Below are 23,362 nucleotides of genomic sequence, written 5' to 3' on the forward strand. Positions count from 1 at the left end.
TTAATTCTAACCACCCCAGACTCTTTTCACTTTAAATTTCTCTAAAGCTATCTTTTTATCTTTGCACTGTACCACTACTTTAAAATCATTATACATAAAACCGGGAACCAATACAATATCTATAGGCTGCTCAGGGAATGATTTTCTCAATGTGTCAAAAACCTGTAGCATTTCTTCATCATTAAAAAAAATTTCTGCGTTGTATTTAGCAAAATAAAAATTAACATCGTAAGGAATACCATCTGATTTGTAAGCCTCAACAGACTTAGCATTCATTAAAAATTCAGATTCACCATTATAATTTATGCGATATAATCCTGTAATTTTGTCTTTATCATCGTAAGGTACTAACACAAAACGGTAACTATATTTTTCTCTATATTTATCCCATAACCCAAATGGAATCCCGTTTTTTGTAATTCCTATTTTTGCACTATCAGAAACATTTATTGAATATTTTTTATCAAAAAACTGCTCTTGAGTTTCATCATATTGTGGATGGGGTCTAAATTTATTTTTATCTACAAATATTTCCTTAGCCTGTAAACGGCAAACTTCTCTACGGTGGTGATTCCCTGATAACCATACAATAACCACTCCCCCTGGAGCTGCTCCTATAGTAATTCTGTCATAGGTACTTTTTTCCCATAGAAAATTGCCATTGCCATCAGGATTTCCCTGGATCATAAATCCCTCTTGAAATAATTGAAGTATTTTCTCTCCTGGTAAATCGGCATTTACCTGCCAAAATTTTTTCTCCGCATAGCTGATATAAGTAAGGTCCAGATGAGACGGGATTTTATTCCCTCCCTGACCACCAGCATCTCCATCATATTGCCAACCACCGTCTTCAACACCAGTTTTGGGTACTCCACAGATCAATTCTTTTTTAGCATCTGTTAATACTCCGATATGTACTTCTACGGGATATTCTTCTGGTGCAGTCATTGTGACCATATAAGAAAATTCATCTTGTTGATTGTTTTTCATCTTCGGCTTATCATTTTTATTGCATGCCAGCAGTAGAAATATACTGCACATCATACTGAGAATATATATTTTCATTTATTTATTTTTCTTAACGTCCATCCTCGTCTAGTTGTTACGACATGTAAATATATTAATACACTGTCCGTTTTCTTTTTCCATCCACAATATTAGGATAATTTTTCTGGGTAATAAGATCAGACCCTGATTGTCCGTAGGTAGCATTCCAATGCAGGTAATGATTTCTCAAAAATTTAATGTCTTTGTTCTTTTTCTCTGCTTCTGCATCATTACGTCTCTGTCCCTCTAACTGTCGTTGTTCCCATTCTGCAACAGCTTTTCGGTCACCCGTAGCATGTACAATAGCAGGTTCCTTATATACTTCAGGCTCCATAAATACCAAAGGCGATCCTCCTTCAAAGGTATACTTCTTTAATTTCTCTTTAATACCTTCCAAGAACCTAACATTCCCAGAAATCCAGTTAGTCTGAAACTTATAATCATCAAGTACACCTCCATCATTAACAGGTATACATTTTTTAATGCAAAATTCAACCATTAAATGTAATGGAATAAAGCTGTATTGGTTACTAAGCTTTCGCTCACCTTCAAGTCTGTAATTATTAACAGTTAACCTATAGAAAGGATCTGTTTTGATGGTAAGCTCATCAGGAAGAAACCACCCTTGTTTAATAAGTTCCTGAGACAATGGATATAAGGAATCTTTGAGAATAGTTGCATCTATTCTTTTCGGATTATCCTTCCATCCTTCTACATAAGAACCTCCAACATCACAATGTACTCCTGGATAATGTAGCTCAATGCCGCCTTTTTTACCACTGTCGGGAGAAACTTTAGCAACAGAAGAAATATCCACTAAACTGAAGTTCGCACGATGTTCATCTGCTGCCACCATATGAACTACATAATCTGCTCTGTTTACATTATTTAAACCTAGATCTTTGGAGTCATTCGATTGAAATAATCCATGATGGGGTACCGTATCATAAATCCCTACAAACCTAATCTTAATTTTTGTCTGCTCATCCATTAGTTCTGATTCAGCAAGCAGCTGCCCCAGAAATCCAAAGGCAGGCATTACTCCATTAGCATAAGACTGTGATATATTATATCCAAACATATCTTTAACAATAAAACCTTCCTTATACGCTGTTGTACGTGCGTTATAACTTCCCTGAGTCACAACATGTACAAAGTGTCTTGCCGCCGCAGCCCCTCGACTAAATCCAAATACGTCAAATGTTAAAGTCCCTACAACTTCTTTCCCTTTAACTATGTTATTAGATATCTCTGCTTTAATATCATTTATAGATTTCCTTACTCTATCCATAATTCCAGCAGCACCCATTCCAAAGGCCGGCCCCATCATCATATCATCTTTTTTATAACTACTCGAGTCCAATTTATCTCCATAACTTTCAGGGCTACTATTTGTTCCTATTCCTTCTGTATAAATCCTAAATATTTTATTTTTTTATTTTTATTATAATTCTTAAATAGAATAGCCGGATTAGAAAGGTCATTTTCAAAACTTGTTTCTCCTTTAGAAGGATCTCCATCTACAGCTCCACCTTTTTTCTTATAAATTTTCTGTGCTTCAGTATCTGTTATTCCAGATACTTCAGCTTTTATTACTTCTCTACCGGTTACTTTTTGTCTGATCTCTGTATTATACATATTATTCAGAGTACCATCCAGAAAAACTCCAAACGTAAAACTAACAGCAGCTTTTTTAGTCTTAGCTACAGAATCCGTTTTCCCCACTACAACAGGATTACTCCCTACCTTAGGTGGTACCAGTTTACGGAGTTCATTTTTTACCTGAAGCTGTATGGTATCTTTTATTTGATTGATCTTATTACTGTAGACCACTTTAGCATAAAATTCGTGAACGCTTTCGTCCACATAATCCATGCTGTTCAGTTTTTTCTGATAGACTTTTATATTATTAAAAGTTAAATAAGCATACCCTTTCTTATCTACATAAGGTTCATAGGTTCCCATGTTTCTTGAGGAATCTTCATCATGTCCGTCAACGTATTCATCCTCATAAATGGTTACTTTTATTTTATCATTGACAGGGATATTTTTCGTTTTGATAACCAGTTTTACGGTATCCAGATAGCCTACAATACGTTTTCCGATTCTTTCATTATTGATATCCAGCCAATACAGTTCTTCTATAACCGGCATTGCTGCGAGAATCTGCAGGTTGATGAAATAATCCATGTCTTTACCATGCATATCTACCACCACAGTCAGTTTCACTGTTTTCCCAGCCATAGAAGGGGTAAAATTAAAAACGCCGTTGGTGTTGGTCGCAAGTACTTTACCTGCATACTCTACCTTCCATTGTTTTACCTTTGGCTTTCCTGTAGCTCCGCTTATTGTATACGTATAGTTCTTACTGGCAAGCGGACGTGTATCTCCTATAATGACCATAATACATGTGTGTTTTTAAATTAATTTTCATCTTTTGCCGTTCTTTTCATTTGTTGGACATGCAATTCCTGAAAAATCCGGTTGAGTTCACGGTTATCCAATTCGAATTGAGATGATGACAAGCGTATATTTTTCCCTATACCTGTTTCATAATCACTTTCCCTATTTCGTCCCACCTGAAAATACGTCCCTTTCTCTGAGTGTTGATCTTTTGCCGTATCAAAAATGACTGTTTTATCATCAGAAAACCTTTCATCTACCTGCCAATACACTTTATAAGAGAAAATAGAACCATTCTTTCTTATCAGTTCTTTTTTAAACCTTGTCTCATCTTTTGTTTTTTGTTCTACAGAAAATAGAATTCCGTTTTTATAGGAATAATAAATCTTCCAATTGGTTATAATGCTTTCATTTTGTCCATTAACTGTAGTCATTTCTGCTTTTAAAATTTTAAAATTTCTGTTTTTATATTTCACCCTGGGATTCAGATATCTGAGGTGATCTAAATTAAAACTGTATTCCTGTAAAAAATCATCCATAAGATCAATCAGTGATCCTATATTTCTTGCTTTGAGCAGTTTTTCTTTTTCATATGAATAGTAAGCTTTATTGAGAAAAAAATGTAAATCTTCTATACGAATAGAAAAATTTTCATCAAAAAAACTAATTTTCAAATGCTCTACTTCTGTTCCTTTTTTAATAGCCAATAGCAGCTCATTGGCTGATTTATAATGCAGACTATACGTTGTACATTCAAAATCCGACTCCTGGTCCGGTGTACTTTTAAAATAAACCAGAACTTTATCCATCTGATCATGATAAGAGTATACAAAGTATGAGGTATTTTCATATTTCTCATCAGTAACTTCATCAGCATCCCGAACTTCTTTTACCTGATACTTTTCCGAAATTCCCACTTGATGATAAGACTGCCCCAACAGGAATGGCTGTAAAACCAATATAAAAATATACCTGATGTACTTGTCCATATATCTTATTTATCATTAATACCTTTTGGTTCTAAAAGTATATTATTCCCAGTTACATTATCACTCTTCTGATGTTTATTACCAGCCCCAGGTGTATCCTATTTATCATTAACAACCTGTAAAGAATCTATCATCTTTACAGAATAATTTTTCAGTTTCAAATTTTTAAATGCATACTTCTTTTTATACTGCTTCATCCCCCAGGATTCCAGTTGAATATTATCCACATATAAATCACTGCCTTTATAAACAACTTTAACTTTTGCATATATTTTTGATGAGTTTCCTCTTTCTGCAGAAATTACAAAACCTTTTGATTCCAGTAATATTTCCTGAAACGTATTGGGTTCATCATCATACAATGCATTTTTATACCCATTTGTTTTGTGTGAAGAATGATTATATACTAAAAGTAAACTTCCATAAGCTTCTTCAGGAAAACAGTCCCCATAAGCATCAACCTGAGTATAAAAAGGTTTGGCTATCATCACACTGTCTTTGGTATTGAAGACCAAACTTTTTTCCGGAGAATAAAAATCAGAGAGCAATACGGAATATCTTCTGGTAAATCCCTTCATCGCTTTCTTACAACTTTCCTCTTTTGGATGATATCCTGCCGGCGCAGAAATAGTATCTTCCTTTATTGAGGTTTGAAATGTTTCAGACTTATTATTTTTTTTGCAATAATAAAATAAGGTACATATTATCAGATAAAAAGATAAATTCTTCATAATTTTTATTTACTGGTTGTCCAAAACATAGTTCCACCATGAAACCCTGTTGAACTTAAATGTTCAGATACTTTTGAATTGTTCTGAGAATCTGTTCTGGCTCCTACAAAACCTGTACTGTCGTTCTGTACCGTACCATCCGTGACTTTTTTTAAAGGTGTAGCCGTTTCGAAAACCACATTTATGGTGGCTCCGGCATTTACTTTTCTCTTGTTCTCTTTATCTCCCCAAAATGTCAGAGCTGTTTTTAAATCAGCATTCTTTATGGAGACAGATTTATATTGCTTGAATTTGGGATGAGCCAATTCACTTTTTTTTGTAAATAAGTCTAATCCATCCCAAAAATAAGCAGATCCGGTTGGGTCAGGACTTTTTTGGAGAACATCAATCACAGCAGCCCTTGCATAAATCTCATTATCTGATTTTGCTTTAATACCTATTACTTTAAGTTTATCAGCAGCAGCCACAGAGGAATATCCAGTTTTGAATAATTCATTAAAATTCTTTTTTCCTCGTTTATATTTTGAACTCAAAGCATTATTTACGGTATGAGCGATCCAAAAAGCTGTTGTCTTGTTGCCTGTTAAAGAAGCTTCATGCCAGACTAAATAAGCATTATTACTAAATTCATTATTTGAAATTTCTTTACCATTTTCCTTTAATAAAAGGTTGTCCTGGTTTAATAAACCCCATTTTTGTTGATTCTTAGCTTTATCATAATCCTCCTGAGAAGACAGGTATACCTTTGTACTATTCTCTAAACCACCCAAATAAGTTCCATCCTTTGTATAATAAACATATTCCTTATTATCCTCTTTCAAAGGTACCAGCTGTGCCAACACCTCAGGCCTTGCATTATTTACATTCTGCTGGGTAGGTTCAGCAGTTTGTCCGTGAAATATAATTTTTATACTGGAAGCATTGCTTACCGCGCAGGTCGCTTTAGAATCTTCAAGAAGAGCTTTCCCATTATTATCCTGTACGATAATCTGATCGTAGAATCCCTCCCATTTCGTTACAACAGGAGCGCAAGGTCCATTGTTCAGCTTTTTACAGCTTCCGAAGGAATTGTTTTCGAAGGTGGCACCAATGTCAACATGGGTGGCCATTAGCTTTTTCTTACCGTCTTTATCGTTGATGTATCGTTTACTTTGGGTTTTCACCATAAGCTTATCTGTAGTTGTTCCGAAATCGCAACGGCAGACAGCCCCCTGGCATACCAGATGTTTTTCGCTCATTGTATTATTGTGTTTTTTTTAGTGCATATAATCAATTTATCCTTGAATATATTTATTAATCAAGGTATTACAAACCACTATTATTCAGTGTAAAAGACCGAATTCATCCTGACATCAAACATCAGGAATGTAAATAAACACTGCAGCTGAATTTTTCAATCCAATAGAATTGTAATTCTAAACCACAGAAAATAACAATAAGGTTCAGGTATGTTTTTCTTTTTTGAAGAGAGAAAATGTTTTCATGATAACTATTTTTAATGATTTGGTAAATCAAATATAGGATTTCTGCTGATAAATTTCAATATAAATCCTGATTTCTTCATTCTGATAGAAAGTTGATAATTCTCCTTCTACAGAAGAAATATATTTTGTATTCCTATCCAGTCTGTATTCTAAATTCAGGTATCCCTGTTTCCTTCCTACTTCTCCGTCGTTTTTTTCTTCTCCTTTTATATGAATTAAAATTTTATCATGTTCTGTAAAGGTATCATGCAGTAAAAATTGGGCATCATAAGAAACAGATTCATCAATTGATGATAAATAAAAGCTTAAAGGCTCTGTTTTCTGATAATCAGGATACGAAGTATATAATGGCAAAAAGAAAACAGGATAAAAAATATTGCCATAAAGTTCAGCAGGATCATCGTCCACGGTTTCATAAAAACGGTCTAGCTTTCCTATAAATTCATCTGCTATGATTCCAACATAGTATTGTTTTATTCTGGGTAAACATTCCTTCTTCCAGCGCTCCTGAATATCTTTTCCATTTAAAATTTTATCAGGGCTTCCGTTTTTTTTCAACGAAAAGTCTAATGGATAAAGGGCTTCCGATGCCGTTTCTGCCAGTTTTTCCATCATCTTTTCCAACTCCTGGTCATTTACATACATTTTTCTTTTTGTAATGGAGATTCTGTTTTCAATTCCCTTCCGGATATCGATCAGATAATGCATTTGAATTTGTGATAATGATTCTTTTATCAATATACCATAGGTAAGATCGGCAGGAGTATCGGGAAGATCAATTCTGGAATGAAGCAGATGGTTGTCTTTCCACAAACTTTTCTTATCTGCAGGGATATACAGGTACTTTATATATTTTGGAAGCTGGTCCGGAAGTGTTTCATGCAGGGCACAATGTTGGTTATGAAAGGCGATCAGTTCTTGTTTTGGAATATCAAATTCCTGAGACAAGGTTTCCAGATCCATCAGATTTTCGATTTCGATTCTAATACTTTCCATTTATGTTTTTTTTCATCTTACACTAAGATCGGAAAATAAATTAAGGAATCAAAAAAAATACCTCGAAAAGCCTATCACTTTCCGAGGTATTCTATAATATATCAATAAAATCAGTAACCCTGATTATTTTCGATTGAAGCAGAATATATAGCTAATGCAACAATAATAACCACAATAATAATTCCAATAATTAAAGGTTTCCATATTGCTTTCTTTGGATATTGTTCTTCATTAGGAAAATATTTTGGAACAAAATAATTGGATAATAATGCTCCTCCTGCGAACCCACAAATATAAGCAAGTGCACTAATGGGTTTTTCGGGAATATTAACAATAATAGCTGTAAGTATTGTTATTACAATAGAAACACCCAACACCATATAGGCTTCTTTTTTCTTGTTGACATCTATCAGGTTTTGAAACAAAAGCACGCCACCGAAAAGTGTAGACAGAAAAATAGAAAATCCTAAAATAGCCTTTTTAGAATAAATTTTGGGTAATTTCTCTTCCATTATATCACTTCATCGATATTATAGTTCTTATGTTCACGATTGGTTCTGATAATCATTTCTCCCAGGAATCCTGCTACAAACAGCAATGTTCCCATAATCATCATCGTTAAAGCAATATAGAACCAAGGATTATTGGTGATTAAATGACCATAAATTCCTCTGGCTACATCAATCAGTTTTGATATTCCCAGCCAAAGGGCTGAAAGGAAACCGAAGATAAACATTAAAGTTCCTACCGCTCCGAAGAAATGCATAGGTCTTCCTCCAAAACGACTTACAAACCAAAGGGTTACCAGATCCAAAAATCCTCTTACAAATCTTTCTGTTCCGAATTTTGAAGTTCCGTAAGGTCTTGCCTGGTGCTGTACTTCTTTCTCTGTAATTCTTCTGAAACCTGCATTGGCAGCCAATACCGGAATGTAGCGGTGCATATCTCCGTATACATCTACAGATTTTACAACCTGTCTCTTGTAAGCTTTCAAGCCGCAATTGAAGTCGTGAAGATAAACTCCTGAAACCTTTCTAGCTGCTGCATTGAATAGTTTTGACGGAATATTTTTGGTCATTACATTATCAAAACGCTTCTTCTTCCAACCGGAAACAATATCGTAATTGTCATGAATTACCATATTGTACAGTTCCGGGATTTCTTCCGGAAAATCCTGTAAATCGGCATCCATGGTAATCACCACATCTCCGTTTGTTCTTTCAAAAGCCGCATGAAGCGCCTGAGATTTCCCATAATTTCGGGAAAATTTAATAGCGTGGATCTGAGGATACTGTACTTTTAAGTTCTCAATAATACTCCACGACAAATCCGTACTTCCATCATCTACAAACCAGATTTCGTAAGATAAATTACTGGTTTGGCAGACTTTATCAATTCTTGAAAAAAGCTCTTCCAGAGAGTCTTCTTCGTTCAGTAACGGAATAACTATAGATAAGTTCATTTAATTTTAATAAAAATTAGTCTTGATTTGTTTCTTCGGGTTGATAGACACTTCTTGTTCTGAAAAATGCTCCGAAAAACACCGACAAAACTACGTAAAATATAAGAATTGCTGCAAAATATCCTGAAAAATGACTTGCAGTAAGCATATCTTTTCCTTTTACAGCCTCCGGGTTAAAGCTTTGAACCCTTTCTTTATACTTCTGATCCAGCTCGTCAATATCTTTCTGATGCTTCATAATTTTTCTTGCAGAAGTATATTCCGTATCCAATTCCGACTTCTGTCTTTGAACATATTGGTAGTTCAAAAGCTTTTTTGCATCGGTATCTGCAAAGTTTAAAAAAGCGTAAATACTGAATATCGAAAGAATCCCTCCGATGAACATCGGAATGAATGCTCTTTTGAAAGCTTCTTTAAAAGTTACCACTCTATGGTTGTTCCAATAGGTTTTTACAGACCAGAATGCTGCTCCGGCATAAAGAATTGGCAACACGAAAGCATTGGTTTTCAGTGAAATATCAAAATAATTGATTCCTGAAAAAAAAGTGTATACTACAAAGAAAACGATCATTGTAGCAATAAAAAGTATAATTCCTAGTGTTGATGGACTTTTCGTCATGTTAAATTTTTTAGAAAAAAGTTGAAAAATTATTCCCTTAAATGTCAGCCGTTTAGCTTTAATACTGCATTTTTTCAACAAATTTTCTTTGATAAAGTTTTGAAGTTTACAAATATTTCCTACCTTTGCAACGGCAAGTCCTAAACAACCAGCTCCTGAGAATCCTCCAGGGTGGGAACGCAGCAAAGGTAATTGGTCGTAGCGGTGTGATTTAGGTAGCTTGCCATTTTTTTTTGGTTTAAAGTGAGAAGAGAGGTAATTTGATAATTATCTTTTTTTGTTTTTAATACCTTACGCATCATTTCCATTTTTTCTAATTTTCAGTTTACTTCTTTCTTGTTATTGATTAAAATTCGAACGTCTCTCCCAATTTTGGTAAAACAAGTTCTACATTTTTATCTGCAAAATGCTTTAATGCACTTTCATGATTGATCTCGATAGCAGGGAATGTATCAAAGTGACATCCGATTACTTTTGGAGTTTTTAATAATTCTGCTGCAGCGAAAGACGCTTTTCTTGGGCACATGGTGTAGTGGCTTCCGATGGGAAGGATAGAAAGATCAATATTCCCATATAATCTTGGGAACAGCTCCATATCTGCCATTACTCCTGTATCTCCAGCCAAATAGATGTTCTTACCTTCAGGAAGTCTGAAAATATACCCTACAGGAACGCCTCCGTAGCTTCCATCCGGAAAAGAACTTGTATGATGAGCCGGAACCATGGAAATTTTAAGATCGTCGATTTTTGCCGACCCTCCTAAGTTCACATCATCTTTATTTTTAGCCTGTGTAAAGTATCCGCATACTTCCGGTACTCCAATCACGGTTGCCTCCGGATAATGCTGCAATACTTCTGCTACATCTGCAATGTGATCTCCATGGGCATGGGTCAACAGAATGTAATCGATTTTTTGAACGGTAATATCAAAACCTGATTCCGCTTTTTTGTAGTTGTAGAAAGGGTCACTTAAAATTGTTTTGTCCTTGTACGTGAACAGAAAACAATTTTGCCCTAAGAATTGTATTTTCATTGTAAATTTAATTTCAATTATGATGAAACACAAATGACTCAAACAGTTTCAAAAACGACACAATAAAGGTAGTGACATAAGTGAAAGCATTTGTGCCATCCGTATTTTTTTTAAACGCTAAGCGTTGTTTATTTACTTTAATTATTTAGACGGGAATTTATCTTCAATAAGTCTCAGATTGATCCCATGTTCCAAATAAGCCTTACAACCGTCTAAAACCGTTGTAAAACCACCTGTATTGTCATTAATTTGTCTTAGGAGTTCTTCACCTGTTTGGCTGAATCCATAGCTCTTAATGACAACAAGAGTTCCTTTTTCCATAGTTTTAAACTCATAGTCTACGTTGAGTGAAGGTACTCGCCATTCTGTTTTGATCAGTTGATTGGGAATAATCCGATGAACGTTTACAACGTTTTTCACGCCATACATTTCCCATTCCCAGGTTACTGTTTTCCCTTCTTCTAATTTTCCGGTAGATTTTGTAAACCAGAAATTAGTGGTTACTTCAGGATTGATGAATGCTTCAAAAACATCTTCAATCGGTTTTCTGATAAGCATTTGTGCTTCAACATAGACATCGGAACTCATGATATACTATTTTAGATTTAGTTAAACAAATTAAGTCCGGCTGCTGTAAGAATAGCCATTATAAATGTCATAATTCCAACCTGCTTTAAATACTGGTCTAATTCTTTCGGTTCTTTTACGGACATGATACTTCTTCTCAATTTCATCAAAGGAAACATTAGAATCATTACAATAAAAGCATAATAGTTTTGTTCCTGAAAAAATCCATTGATTCCCAGGAAAGCAAAGATCAATATCAAAGGAAGCTGCAACAGGACCATTTCATAGATCATTGCATTTTTGAATCCGATTCTTAATGCAAAACTGTTTTTTCCCGATAGTTTATCACTTTCAATATCCCTCATATTGTTCAGGTTCAAAACAGCCATACTCATCATTCCTACTGCAGTTCCCGGCAACAGCATATCCCAGCTGAATGTTTTTGTAAACAGAAAATAACTTCCGCATACGGAAACCAATCCGAAGAAAATAAACACAAAGATATCTCCCAATCCCATATACCCGTAAGGCTTCTTCCCTACTGTATATCCAATTGCAGCCAAAATACTTGCTAGTCCCAAACCTATGAAAATGTAGAATTCATTCATATAATTTGGAATGAAAGCTATATATAACAAAGCAATGGTGGCAATGAAAGATAATGCTGAAAAAAGAATCACAGCATTTTTCATCTGTTTAGCTGTAATTTTTCCTGAGGCTACTGCTCTTGCTTCTGCTTCATTAATTCTTTTTGCATCCGTTCCTTTTACTCCGTCGCCATAATCATTAGCATAGTTTGATAAAATCTGATACAAAAGGGTTACTAAAAGTGCCAGTGCAAAAATCTTCCAATCCCAAATTCCTCCTTCTCTGTAAAGTCTCCATTTTGCAATGAAAGCTCCCATAATAATTCCGCTTAATGACAGCGGTAAAGTTCTGAGCCTTGCGGCTTTTATCCAATCAGTCATAATGTATAATTGATAAACGATAATTGATAAATGATAACATCAATTATCACCTATCAATTATCAATTATATTTTTAAGATATCCACTTATCGTCACCGAAATTCGGTTTTCTTTTTTCTAAGAATGCATTTCTACCTTCCTGAGCTTCTTCCGTCATATAAGCTAAACGGGTTGCTTCCCCTGCAAATACTTGTTGGCCCACCATTCCGTCGTCTGTAAGGTTCATCGCAAACTTCAGCATTCTGATAGACATTGGAGATTTTCCTAAGATTTCCTGAGCCCACTCATAGGCTGTATCTTCTAATTCCGCATGCGGAACAACTTTGTTTACCATTCCCATTTCAAAAGCTTCCTGAGCGGAATAGTTTCTTCCTAAAAAGAAAATTTCGCGGGCTTTTTTCTGTCCTACCATTTTTGCCAGGTAAGCAGATCCGTAACCACCGTCAAAACTTGTTACATCCGCATCGGTTTGCTTAAAAATGGCGTGTTCTTCACTTGCTAAAGTAAGATCACAAACCACATGAAGTGAGTGTCCGCCACCTACAGCCCATCCCGGAACCACAGCAATAACTACCTTCGGCATGAAACGGATCAAACGCTGAACTTCAAGAATGTTTAAACGGTGTCTTCCATCTTCTCCTACATATCCCTGATGACCTCTTGCTTTTTGGTCTCCACCACTGCAAAAAGCCCAGCCTCCGTCTTTAGGGCTTGGTCCTTCTCCTGAAAGTAAAACAACGCCTATTGAAGGGTCTTCAGAGGCATCATAAAAAGCATCGTATAATTCTGAAGTTGTCTTTGGTCTGAAAGCATTACGCACTTCTGGTCTGTTGAAAGCGATTCTTGCTACACCATTGCATTTTTTATAGGTAATATCTTCGTATTCCTTAGCGGTTTTCCACTCGATCATTTTGGTAAAATTTTTCTCAAAGATACGGAATTACAGAGAATTTCTAGGGATGAAATTTAGACAGTAAATGATAAATAATGAGCAATGGATAATACATAATAAATGATATTTTACAAAAAAAAACAAAAGAGGCTGTCTCAAAAGTGAGGCAGTCTTTTTTTGCAAGCATAAAAAAAGGAAAGCTTTTGCTTTCCTAATATTTGCAAATTGATTAATTTGCTGTGTGTTAAGTAATTCAAAGGTAGTCTTTAAAGATTACAATCCCAAGCAAAATTTTCTATTTCCTCCGAATTTATCGGAGTTAATAGAAGCTAATCATCCTGTACGAATTGTTTCAGAAGTTATAGACGGTCTGGATATCAGTAATTTAATCCGTAATTATAAACCAGGGGGCACATCGGTGTATCACCCGAAAATGCTTTTGAAAGTATTGGTGTATGGCTATTTGTGTAATATTTATTCTAGCAGAAAGCTGGAACAGGCTCTCAAAGAAAATGTTCATTTTATGTGGCTCAGTGCCATGAATCGTCCTGATCATAATACTTTGAACCGTTTTAGAAGTGAAAGATTAAAAGGAGAACTCAAAGAGATCTTCGCACAAATTGTAGTGTATTTAGAGAAAGAAGGGCTGGTAAGCCTTCAGACTATTTTTACCGATGGTACCAAAATAGAAGCCAATGCCAATCGTTATACATTTGTATGGGGAAAGGCGATCAAAAAGAATAAAGAACGTATAGAGTCCCAGCTTGAAGATTTGTGGAATTACACTCAGGAAATAGCTGGGGAAGAAATGAAAGATACTTCTGAGGTAACCTTTAAGTCTATGGATAAAGAAAAAATAAAATCTGCTATAGAAACGATAGACTCTACTTTGAGAAAGAAGAAAATCTGTCCTAAAGTCCGTCAGAAGATTAATTATGCAAAAAAAAACTGGCCGGATAACCTTGAAAAATATGAGAAACAGCAGGAAATTCTCCGGGGCAGGAACAGCTATTCAAAAACAGATTCTGATGCTTCTTTCATGCGTATGAAAGAGGATCATATGGGTAACGGACAGCTTAAAGCCGCTTACAATCTTCAGCTCAGTACCGAGAATCAGTTTATCCTTAACTATACGCTGCATCCTAATCCTGGGGACACTAAAACACTGCTCCCTCATATTGATAATTTTGAACATCTTTATCGTAAAACTCCCAAGGAGATAGTGACTGATGCAGGATATGGATCAGAAGAGAATTATATTTTTCTTCAAAAGAGAAAAGTCAAAGCCTATATCAAGTATAATTACTTTGATAAAGACCAGAAAACTAAAACCATAACTTCTTCACCTTCTAATCCAAAACTTTCAAAGCTCCGGCATAAGGCTCATAAGCTTCTTAATACCAAACGTGGAGTAAAGCTTAGAAAACAAAGATGCCACGATGTAGAACCTGTTTTTGCTCAGATCAAACATAACAAAGGATTTAAAAGATTTATGCTTAGAGGACAAAATAAAGTCGAAATAGAAATCGGCCTGGTTGCTATTGCTCACAATCTAAGAAAATTAGCGCTTGCAGGGTAAAATCTGCTCTTTTTTAAAAAAAATACATCCACAACTCATCAAAAAACTAAATCCTAAATAATTAAAATACAAAACTAAGTCCCTCACAAAAAATTGCAATAAAAAAGAGACTGTCTTTTGAGACAGCCTCTTTTTATTATTAAGTTATAAAATGATTATTTTGCTGGTGCAGCGGCGGCGCCTAGCTCAACTTGTTTAGCTTTCATTTCTTTCACTTTATCCAGATTTTTAGTTACAATGTAAATCTCTTTCAAAGTGCTTACTGCATCAATATTTTTAGGATCTACTTTATACCAGCTTTCTGCAAATGGTAAAGCTTTTGCAAATCTTTCTCTTCTTGCATCAATTAATTTAGAAGCCTCATCCGGTTTGTCTTTTCTCAATGCATTGATATCAGCTACAATTTTAGAGTCATCTCCAATGGTAGTGTATACAAGATTCTGATACGCGTTTGCAAAATCAGGCTTAAGTTCAACTGCTTTTTTGAATGATTCTAAAGCGTCATTAACCGTAGCCGGTGTTTTTGCCTGCATTACCCCAAGGTTGTACCAGTTGGTTGCATCATTAGGATTCTTCGCTAACTGATCTTTCAAATTGGTAACAAATTTATCCATATTTCCAGACTGAAGATAAGCCGTAGTCTGGCTTTCTTTCAACTTAGCATTGTTTGGATATTTAGCTAACCCTTTTTCGATGATTACAAGAGCCTCATTTGCTTTTTTAGCATTCAGAAGCAATAAAGATAAAGTTTCGTATAAATCTACTTCTACTCCTGCAGACTGTTCTGTTTTGAAATCTGAATACTCAGAATTCTTTTTCATCAGCTCCCAGGTAGCTTTATCTAAATTTACTACCTGCCCGCTCTTCTTTTCTTTAGCAGTATAAGTAGTTTCTACTCCTGTAAATCCAGAATTCACAAGGTCTGTATATATTTTAATAGCCGGATCGCTGTTGTTGGCTAATGCATGACTAAGTCCTGCATAATACATATATATCTTGTTGTCCTGGCCATTGGCTTTCAATAAGTCGTAAATTTCTACAAACTTAGGCGCTGCAACTGCATAATTTTTTGCGTTATATGCATCCATAGCTGCTTTGTTGGCAGTCTGAAGCTGAGCATTTACATCTCCTTTCTGTCCAAATGCAAAAGCAGACGCTACGATAGCCATACCTAAAATTAGTTTCTTCATAATAACTATTTTATATTAATTGTACATTTATTCTTCAGAATCAGAATTCTCATTTTCCTCACCCTGAGGTGTTGCATTATCATTTTCAAGGTTATCAAATAAAGACTCCATTCCTTCCTGAACTTCTCCTTCAGCTAATTCTTCTCCTTCAATTCCATCAATCTCTTCAGAGTCTTCTTCTACATCTTTATCCATTTCTACTTTTGCAATAGCTGCAATTTCGTCATTCTTCTTAAGGTTGATTAGCTTTACCCCTTGTGTATTTCTACCCATCACTCTCATTTCATCCATTCCCATTCTGATGGCAACACCGGATTTATTGATAATCATCAATCCATCTTCGTCTGTTACGTTTTGAATAGCAATCAGATTTCCTGTTTTTTCGGTAATGTTTAGGGTGATAACTCCTTTTCCTCCTCTGTTCGTAATTCTGTAGTCTTCTACTGCAGTTCTCTTACCATATCCTTTTTCAGATACTACAAGAACTGTTTCGTTCTCCACATCATTCACAACAATCATACCAATAGCTTCATCATTGTCTTCCATGGCAATACCACGAACTCCAATAGAACCTCTACCTACTTCTCTTACTTTTTCTTCAGGGAAACGGATACATTTACCATTTTTGGTAGCAATCATGATCTGAGAAGTACCATTAGTAAGGTAAGCGCCTAATAATTGGTCATTATCTCTAATTTCAATAGCATTTACCCCATTTACTCTTGGTCTTGAATAAGCCTCCAATGATGTTTTCTTGATCGTACCGTTTTTAGTTACCATCACTACACTCATTTGGTTTACATACTCAGAGTCTTTTAGGTTGTTAGTTCTGATATATGCTTTGATCTTATCATCCGGTTCAATGTTGATAAGGTTTTGTACTGCTCTTCCTTTTGCTGTTTTCGAGCCTTCAGGAATTTCAAATACTCTTAACCAGTAACATCTACCTTTTTCTGTAAAGAACAACATGTATTGGTGGTTGGTTGCCGATACAATATATTCAAGGAAGTCCGAATCCCTTGTTGTAGCTGCTTTATTTCCTACACCACCTCTACTTTGAATTTTGTATTCAGAAAGCGAAGTTCTCTTCACATATCCTGCGTGAGAAATAGTAAGAACTACAGATTCGTTAGGGATGATATCTTCAATAGACATTTCTCCTCCCGAGTAATCAATTTCAGTTCTTCTTTCATCACCATATTTTTCTTTGATTTCGATCAATTCGTCTTTAATAATCTGGAATCTTCTCGGCTCATTGGCTAAGATATCTTCTAAATTAGCGATCTCTTTCATAATAGTGTCGTACTCATCACGGATCTTATCCAGCTCCATTCCTGTTAAACGAGCTAATCTAAGATCCAGAATTGCCTGAGCCTGAATTTCTGAAAGTTCGAATGCTTCGATCAAGCCTTCTTTAGCTGCCTGAGGGTTAGCACTATGACGAATAATTGAAATTGCTTTATCTAAAGAATCTTGAGTTCCAATTACCTTCATGAAACCTTCAAGGATGTGTGCTCTTTCTTTTGCTTTTTTAAGCTCAAACTGAGTTCTTCTTACGATCACTTCATGTCTGTGCTCTACAAAATGATGGATGATATCCTTAAGGTTCAACTGTTCCGGTCTTCCGTGTACCAACGCAATATTATTAACGCTGAAAGAAGTCTGAAGGGCTGTATATTTATATAAAAGATTCAGAACTACATTTGGAATCGCATCGTTTTTCAATTCATAAACAACACGAAGTCCGTTTCTGTCTGATTCATCTCTGATCTCGTGGATCCCAGGAATTTTCTCATCCTTAACAAGTTCCGCAGTTCTGGCGATCATTTCCGCCTTGTTTACCTGATAAGGAACTTCTGTTACGATAATCGCATTTCTGTTTCCGATTTCTTCGAAATTAACTTTCGCTCTAAGAACTACTCTACCTCTTCCGGTATGGAATGCATCTCTTACTCCGTCGTATCCATAAATAATACCTCCTGTAGGGAAATCCGGAGCAATAATATGCTGCATCAGCTCATCGATCGTAATTTCTCTATTATCAATATAAGCACAGATAGCATTTATAGCTTCAGACAGGTTGTGTGGTGCCATGTTTGTTGCCATCCCAACAGCAATACCTGAAGCTCCATTTACCAAAAGGTTAGGTACCTTAGTAGGCATTACAGTTGGCTCCTGCATGCTATCATCGAAGTTATTCTGGAAGTCAACAGTTTCTTTGTCAAGGTCAGAAAGAACCTCATCTGAGATTTTTTTCAGTCTTGCTTCAGTATAACGCATTGCTGCCGGCGGGTCACCATCCATGGAACCGAAGTTACCTTGTCCGTCTACCTGAGGATAACGTAAACTCCATTCCTGAGCCATTCTCACCATCGCGTCATAAACAGAGGAGTCTCCGTGCGGGTGATATTTACCCAAAACGTCCCCAACAATTCTCGCAGATTTTAAATATTTTCTATTCGAAAAAACCCCTAGTCCATACATACCATAAAGTACTCTTCTATGAACGGGTTTCAAGCCGTCTCTTACATCCGGTAGCGCTCTTGAAACGATAACAGACATCGAATAATCGATATAAGACGACTTCATTTCATCAACAATGTTGATAGGAATTAGTCTTTCTCCTTCTTTTTGCATAAACAAATTTTATTATAATGATAGTCAGACCCTTAGCTGGAAGTCTGAAAATTATTTATTTTGAATTTTTATTAACGGGCTAATTTACGAAAAAAATGCCGATTTTTGCCTTAGAATTTATCCACAAAATCTTAAAAATTCTTAAAATATGAGCGTATTAAGTATAACTTTCCACTGTACGAAAAATAATCTGGAAGAATGGGAAAATTATATTGATGAAACCCTGATTTTAATGACTGAAAATCTGATGGATGTTAACCAGTATATTTTATCTGAAGTTCACAGCGATTATATTGATGAAGGAAAGAATTATAATCTTCTTCTGATTTTTGATAATGATGAACTGAGAAATGATTTTCTTGAAAGTGAATTAAAAAATATAGCAGAACGAATTGAAACTCAATTCGGACAGGAGGTATTGATCTTTGATACGCTTCTGAATCCGAAAAAATTGAGGCTGTAATGATACAAAGCAAAAGCACTGAAAATTTCAGTGCTTTTTTAATTTTTATCTGTGATGTCTGTGGCCATGGCCTCTGTGATGATGACTGCGATCGTCATAAATATATACTTTTTTCACATGTCCGGGTGCATAATATCTTGCACTTCCACCATACACTCTTTTTGCATGACCGGGAGGCATTCCCCTTCTATCATGAACAACACAAGATGACAACACCAATGCTATTACACCTCCTGTTACGATTTCCAACATACTTTTCATTATTTCACTTTTTCAAACTTAGAAGCGAAATATATCAAGCTTAGTGCCAAAAAAAGTTGTTTAATTTCCGTTTTACCCCCTTTTTAATACCCGCCTCTCTTTTTAACCTGTCCCGGAGCATAGTCTTTTGCGCTTCCGCCATATATTTTTTTGGCTTGTCCCGGTGGAAGTTTCTTGGTCTGATAATATCCGCCATTATCATATGCTACACAGGAGGTAAGCATAGATATTACTACCAGAACTCCTGTAATCTTTATTAAATTTTTCATTATTTCTACTTTTTCCAACTTATATAGATAGAGTATAACAAGGTTTAGGCCAAATGGTAAAAACTCAATGTTGAGTATTTAAAATTGCTATTCTATGATCTGTCTCCTTCGCAAGCTGATTACTCATCAAATGATCTCGCTTCTTTTTTCCATCATAACCAGATCTTTCCATACTCCGTTAAGTTTTCCTATTTTTTTACGGATACCCACCATTCTGAAGCCATTTTTCTGATGAGATTTGATGGCCATTTCATTTTCGGAAAAGAGATTGGTCTGCAATGTCCAGAATCCATGGTCTTCGCTATCCAGAATAATCTTTTTAAGCAGCACCGAACCCAATCCTTTGCCTTGGTATTCATTATCGAAATAAATACTTACTTCTGCTACCCCTTTAAAAGCTTCCCTTTTACTCACAGGTTTTAAGGCACACCATCCTACCACTTCATTATTTTCATTTTCCAACACCCAACGGCAGTCATTGAAATATTCCATACTCCAGGCTTCTGCAGTAGGAACTTCTGTTTCCAAAGTAGCAATACCACTTTCTACCCCCTGCCTGAAGATATCCAGTACTCTTACTTCATCATTGGGAAGCATTTCTCTTAATTCGTAATTCATAGGATTAATGATATTTTCTTTTATTCTTTCTTTTTATTCTTGCATAATGGGTTTGTTTGCTTTTCTCATCCTGAGAGACCACACTGATATTCCCATCTACTTCTAATACAGATAATTTAACATCTTTGATATTTTCTATACCATGTTCTCTTATCGCTTCTTCCAGTTCACTTTCGGTAATTTTCACCCGATTTAAGGCTGTCTGATCTGCAATTCCGTCTCTTATTAAAATAACGGGTTCATCCTGCATAAAGGATTCAAAGGAGCGACTGGAAAACATGAGTCTCTTCAAAAGGAAGTTAGCGGCAAATAAAACCAGTGCTGCCACAATACCGCCCTGCAATGAAGTATCCGGTCCTACCATTGCATTCTGAACAGCATTCGAGATCAATAGCAGCAGAACAACATCTCCGGCATTGAGCTGCGAAAGCTGATTTTTTCCAAATAAACGGATGGCGATTACCATAAAAAGGTAGACGCAAAGGGAACGAACCGCAACATTAAGAATAGAATCCACAATTTTTTTATCTGTTCAAATGTATTGATTTTTATCATTCATTACTTATAGTTGAGTTGATTTTTTGCTAATCCTTAAAGAAATAATAATCAGATTTCTACTTTTTTAATAATGAATTATTTTAATCTATCTGAATGTTTTGATTCTAAAAAATAGGCTATTATAAGTAGTAAAAACATAGCACCATCTAAGATGAACTGTATAGGCCACTGACCGGGGTAGGAAAACTCAGGATCAAACAAGGCTGTTCCCGGAAATAAAATAGACATTGCCTGCATTATCCAATAAAGACTGGCAAAGATGATTGACAGTCTAAAAACATCCCATTTATCACCTTTCTGAACCCAAATAAACCACAATGACAAGAGCCCCAGTACGGCACCGAAGAGCATAGTCTGCGCATTATGAAATTTTGCATGCGGAGGCCAGCGGGGATTGAAAATATGGGTATGATTCCAATCAGCAATATATGCTCCAAAAAGAGTGGCTAGAGCAACGAATGTTACAAGTAATTTCCCTGTTGTTATTGATTTCATTTTTAGTAAATTATTTTTGTTAGGGTTAAGTTATAAGATCTTTTAATTTGGAAAAAAGGCTGTTTGAGAATTACACTTCAGCCTTTCATAAGATAAAGTTACTTACTTTTGTATATGCTTTATGAGCTGGTTACCAAAAGGTAATCTAAATGAGACCTCAACTACAAAATTCTTGGAGCGATGAACAGTAAAAAAGAAACACATAAGGATTGTGAAGCAGGAATGCTTTATTTACAGGATACGCTGGAAGCAATCCATGGAAAATGGAAAACCTTGGTTCTCTTTTCTATCATGAATGGTAATAAACGTTTCAAAGAAATAAAGAATAGTATTCCTAAGATTAGTGGAAAAGTTTTAGCGAAGGAATTAAGAGACCTGGAGCAAAATAAACTTATTAACAGAACTATTCAGGATGATTTACTTACGATCATTGAGTACACTCCTACCCTGCATACCACCACTTTAAGATCTGTATTTATATCTATGATCGATTGGGGAAAAGTTCACAGAAAGAAAATCATTGAAGATTGGTAGTCTTTCTTTATCTTTTTATCCTGCTGAGCTAGTCTACATCTTTGATAAATCAATAATAAGTATTCGACTTGTCTTTACAGCCACCACTTTCTCCCAAATAGAAAGCTACAAAATGTTTACTGTACTTATACTCATCTTCTCCTTTTACTTTTAGTTTCCCCTTAAGATAAAAAACAAGATTAAGATATCCTGGAGCGTGAGCTGGAGGAATGAGGCTTTCATCCTCATAATAAGCCAACATACTTGAGCCCTCTAAATATTTCCCGCTGAGTTACAGACTGGTATCTGAAGATAAATCTAAAGAATAGGTTTCAACATCTACTCCTATCAATTCCGGATTCAGGTACTTTTCAAATAGTTGTTTTTGATCTGTGCGTTTTTTATTTCTTTCATCATTAAAAAAAATTATTCTTCCTGCCAATATTCTAAATCTGTTGGCTTTTGAAGGGGGATTCTGCCTTCCCATTTCGGAACTACAAAACCTTTGGGAAGAGTGTATTTGGGAGACATTAGTTTTTTCTGTTCATCATTAAATCTTCCTAAGCGAAAACGCATCACCTGATCCTGCTTCTGCTTGTTAACAAAATAAACAACCCCTTCAACAAAGTCACCTCCAGTATCTTTAGGAATTGTCACAATCATTCGATCATAATGGCCTTTTTCAAATGTTCCCTGAAGATTTTGTGGCAAAACCACACTTCCTTCAAACCAACGTGATTCTTTATCATAAGAATGCCAAATCAAATCCATTTGCACAGGGAGTTTTAACTGATGTGATGGATTAGGATTTTTGGGATAACTGGCAAAACGATTAGACCATTTTAAAAAGTAAGGTGTAGAATCTAAAAAATAAACACTTCCATCTTTTGAATAATAAGTGATTGAATATTTATAATCTTCTTCACTGCTAAAACCTAGATCATATTTATATTGTTTATCCCCTTTTTCCCAAGCTGAATAGGGTACTCCATGCAAATAATGATATATGTTAACTTCAGAATTAATAAATTTATCTGAAGAAAGAATCTCCTTTTCAACCTTTTCTGCCTCTTCACTTTCTTTCCAAATTCCTTTATTTTTGGCTTTAAAGTTTATTATTTTTTTATTATTTCCTTGCCCAGACATCCAAACCGCTACATTCCCTCCAGGAGCAAAACCTGCGATAATCTGAGTATAATTTTCTTTTTCTCCCTTAGAATTCCAGCCATTTTTAAATAATTCAACCATCATTTCTCTAGGAAGTTTAGATCCGCCTTCATACCGATAACCATCTATGGCGCAAATCCATTTCACAAAAACACTATCCGGAACAGGCTTAAAAATGTCTCCTCTAGCATAACCTCCGCTAGTAGTCCCCCAGCCAGGATCTGCTCCAATATTAGCCGAAGCACCAGCAATACTTTTCCCTTGATAAAAAAATTCAACAAATGGACCTCCATTTCCATAAAATTTAGGTGCTGACCATGCAGCATTCCATTCGAATTTATCCTTAGGCCCACAGCTTATTATTAACAATAAACTTAGCAACAATAATGCTATGTTTTTTATTCTTTTCATCGTAGAAACCA

Annotated in this window: 26 protein-coding genes and 1 other RNA gene; 4 read left to right on the top strand and 23 right to left on the bottom strand. The window is 35.4% G+C overall.

Features of this window, described 5'->3' with window-relative positions; genetic code table 11:
• Positions 1-6 precede the first annotated feature (6 nt).
• The 10 genes from CHSO_RS14175 to CHSO_RS14220 form a co-directional block, all read right to left on the bottom strand.
• On the bottom strand, positions 7-1,065 hold the full coding sequence (locus CHSO_RS14175) for a DUF2931 family protein (RefSeq protein ID WP_084220993.1): 1,059 nt from the start codon (positions 1,063-1,065) through the stop codon (positions 7-9).
• Between the two features lie 55 nt (positions 1,066-1,120).
• Positions 1,121-2,410, bottom strand: a complete 1,290-nt coding sequence (locus tag CHSO_RS14180; protein ID WP_232509075.1) for a T6SS phospholipase effector Tle1-like catalytic domain-containing protein — start codon at positions 2,408-2,410, stop codon at positions 1,121-1,123.
• A 35-nt stretch (positions 2,411-2,445) separates the two neighbouring features.
• Positions 2,446-3,450: a hypothetical protein gene (locus tag CHSO_RS14185; RefSeq protein WP_045497143.1), complete on the bottom strand. Its 1,005-nt coding sequence runs from the start codon at positions 3,448-3,450 to the stop codon at positions 2,446-2,448.
• A gap of 20 nt (positions 3,451-3,470) precedes the next feature.
• Complete coding sequence (locus CHSO_RS14190; RefSeq protein WP_045497145.1) at positions 3,471-4,439, bottom strand: hypothetical protein; 969 nt, start codon at positions 4,437-4,439, stop codon at positions 3,471-3,473.
• 98 nt (positions 4,440-4,537) lie between these two features.
• A complete protein-coding gene (locus CHSO_RS14195) occupies positions 4,538-5,170 on the bottom strand; it encodes a hypothetical protein (protein WP_045497146.1) in 633 nt (210 codons plus the stop codon).
• A gap of 5 nt (positions 5,171-5,175) precedes the next feature.
• Complete coding sequence (locus CHSO_RS25380; RefSeq protein ID WP_084220995.1) at positions 5,176-6,408, bottom strand: DUF4280 domain-containing protein; 1,233 nt, start codon at positions 6,406-6,408, stop codon at positions 5,176-5,178.
• Positions 6,409-6,681: 273 nt separating this feature from the next.
• The gene (locus CHSO_RS14205) at positions 6,682-7,650 is read right to left on the bottom strand and encodes a hypothetical protein (protein ID WP_045497150.1); all 969 of its coding nucleotides are present in this window, start codon (positions 7,648-7,650) and stop codon (positions 6,682-6,684) included.
• Positions 7,651-7,760: 110 nt separating this feature from the next.
• Positions 7,761-8,162 (bottom strand): rhomboid family intramembrane serine protease, encoded by a 402-nt coding sequence (locus CHSO_RS14210; protein ID WP_045497153.1) that lies wholly within the window; start codon positions 8,160-8,162, stop codon positions 7,761-7,763.
• Positions 8,162-9,112: a glycosyltransferase family 2 protein gene (locus CHSO_RS14215; RefSeq protein WP_045497155.1), complete on the bottom strand. Its 951-nt coding sequence runs from the start codon at positions 9,110-9,112 to the stop codon at positions 8,162-8,164. Before CHSO_RS14215 ends, CHSO_RS14210 begins: the two co-directional genes overlap by 1 nt.
• A gap of 16 nt (positions 9,113-9,128) precedes the next feature.
• Positions 9,129-9,731, bottom strand: a complete 603-nt coding sequence (locus tag CHSO_RS14220; RefSeq protein WP_045502605.1) for a DUF4199 domain-containing protein — start codon at positions 9,729-9,731, stop codon at positions 9,129-9,131.
• Between the two features lie 131 nt (positions 9,732-9,862).
• On the opposite strand from CHSO_RS14220, the gene ffs reads away from it, so the two are divergent.
• Positions 9,863-9,960, top strand: an RNA gene (ffs, locus tag CHSO_RS25385) — signal recognition particle sRNA small type.
• A 117-nt stretch (positions 9,961-10,077) separates the two neighbouring features.
• Here ffs and CHSO_RS14225 read toward each other — a convergent pair.
• From CHSO_RS14225 to CHSO_RS14240, 4 genes are all read right to left on the bottom strand, one after another.
• On the bottom strand, positions 10,078-10,764 hold the full coding sequence (locus tag CHSO_RS14225) for a metal-dependent hydrolase (RefSeq protein WP_045497157.1): 687 nt from the start codon (positions 10,762-10,764) through the stop codon (positions 10,078-10,080).
• Between the two features lie 141 nt (positions 10,765-10,905).
• Positions 10,906-11,352 (bottom strand): SRPBCC family protein, encoded by a 447-nt coding sequence (locus CHSO_RS14230; protein WP_045497160.1) that lies wholly within the window; start codon positions 11,350-11,352, stop codon positions 10,906-10,908.
• 17 nt (positions 11,353-11,369) lie between these two features.
• Positions 11,370-12,299, bottom strand: a complete 930-nt coding sequence (menA, locus tag CHSO_RS14235) for a 1,4-dihydroxy-2-naphthoate octaprenyltransferase (protein WP_045497163.1) — start codon at positions 12,297-12,299, stop codon at positions 11,370-11,372.
• 72 nt (positions 12,300-12,371) lie between these two features.
• Entirely contained in the window at positions 12,372-13,208 is an 837-nt protein-coding gene (locus CHSO_RS14240) for a 1,4-dihydroxy-2-naphthoyl-CoA synthase (protein WP_045497172.1), read from the bottom strand.
• A gap of 223 nt (positions 13,209-13,431) precedes the next feature.
• Here CHSO_RS14240 and CHSO_RS14245 point away from each other — a divergent pair, with 223 nt between their 5' ends.
• Complete coding sequence (locus CHSO_RS14245; protein WP_045494754.1) at positions 13,432-14,769, top strand: IS1182 family transposase; 1,338 nt, start codon at positions 13,432-13,434, stop codon at positions 14,767-14,769.
• A gap of 155 nt (positions 14,770-14,924) precedes the next feature.
• On the opposite strand, the gene CHSO_RS14250 is transcribed toward CHSO_RS14245, so the two are convergent.
• Both CHSO_RS14250 and gyrA read right to left on the bottom strand, forming a co-directional pair.
• A complete protein-coding gene (locus tag CHSO_RS14250) occupies positions 14,925-15,959 on the bottom strand; it encodes a hypothetical protein (protein ID WP_045497175.1) in 1,035 nt (344 codons plus the stop codon).
• Between the two features lie 27 nt (positions 15,960-15,986).
• Positions 15,987-18,596: a DNA gyrase subunit A gene (gene gyrA / locus CHSO_RS14255; RefSeq protein ID WP_045497179.1), complete on the bottom strand. Its 2,610-nt coding sequence runs from the start codon at positions 18,594-18,596 to the stop codon at positions 15,987-15,989.
• Positions 18,597-18,744: 148 nt separating this feature from the next.
• On the opposite strand from gyrA, the gene CHSO_RS14260 reads away from it, so the two are divergent.
• Positions 18,745-19,059 carry a DUF4286 family protein gene (locus CHSO_RS14260; RefSeq protein ID WP_045497180.1) on the top strand — a complete coding sequence of 105 codons (315 nt, stop codon included), beginning with the start codon at positions 18,745-18,747 and terminating at the stop codon, positions 19,057-19,059.
• A gap of 45 nt (positions 19,060-19,104) precedes the next feature.
• On the opposite strand, the gene CHSO_RS14265 is transcribed toward CHSO_RS14260, so the two are convergent.
• The 5 genes from CHSO_RS14265 to CHSO_RS14285 form a co-directional block, all read right to left on the bottom strand.
• Positions 19,105-19,320: a hypothetical protein gene (locus CHSO_RS14265; RefSeq protein ID WP_045497182.1), complete on the bottom strand. Its 216-nt coding sequence runs from the start codon at positions 19,318-19,320 to the stop codon at positions 19,105-19,107.
• A gap of 83 nt (positions 19,321-19,403) precedes the next feature.
• Complete coding sequence (locus CHSO_RS14270; protein ID WP_045502608.1) at positions 19,404-19,589, bottom strand: hypothetical protein; 186 nt, start codon at positions 19,587-19,589, stop codon at positions 19,404-19,406.
• Positions 19,590-19,715: 126 nt separating this feature from the next.
• Positions 19,716-20,207 carry a GNAT family N-acetyltransferase gene (locus CHSO_RS14275; protein WP_045497185.1) on the bottom strand — a complete coding sequence of 164 codons (492 nt, stop codon included), beginning with the start codon at positions 20,205-20,207 and terminating at the stop codon, positions 19,716-19,718.
• A 4-nt stretch (positions 20,208-20,211) separates the two neighbouring features.
• Positions 20,212-20,724 carry a DUF421 domain-containing protein gene (locus CHSO_RS14280; protein WP_045497188.1) on the bottom strand — a complete coding sequence of 171 codons (513 nt, stop codon included), beginning with the start codon at positions 20,722-20,724 and terminating at the stop codon, positions 20,212-20,214.
• A gap of 116 nt (positions 20,725-20,840) precedes the next feature.
• On the bottom strand, positions 20,841-21,260 hold the full coding sequence (locus CHSO_RS14285) for a DUF6640 family protein (protein ID WP_045497189.1): 420 nt from the start codon (positions 21,258-21,260) through the stop codon (positions 20,841-20,843).
• Positions 21,261-21,440: 180 nt separating this feature from the next.
• On the opposite strand from CHSO_RS14285, the gene CHSO_RS14290 reads away from it, so the two are divergent.
• Positions 21,441-21,794, top strand: coding sequence for a winged helix-turn-helix transcriptional regulator (locus CHSO_RS14290; RefSeq protein WP_045497192.1), 354 nt, complete (start codon positions 21,441-21,443; stop codon positions 21,792-21,794).
• Positions 21,795-21,843: 49 nt separating this feature from the next.
• Here the strand turns inward: CHSO_RS14290 and CHSO_RS14295 are convergent, their stop codons facing one another.
• Positions 21,844-22,035, bottom strand: coding sequence for a hypothetical protein (locus CHSO_RS14295; RefSeq protein ID WP_045497196.1), 192 nt, complete (start codon positions 22,033-22,035; stop codon positions 21,844-21,846).
• 164 nt (positions 22,036-22,199) lie between these two features.
• On the bottom strand, positions 22,200-23,351 hold the full coding sequence (locus CHSO_RS14300; protein ID WP_171817648.1) for a DUF2931 family protein: 1,152 nt from the start codon (positions 23,349-23,351) through the stop codon (positions 22,200-22,202).
• Positions 23,352-23,362: the final 11 nt, after the last annotated feature.

This window comes from Chryseobacterium sp. StRB126 (genome assembly GCF_000829375.1).
In the GTDB taxonomy this organism is placed as follows: domain Bacteria; phylum Bacteroidota; class Bacteroidia; order Flavobacteriales; family Weeksellaceae; genus Chryseobacterium.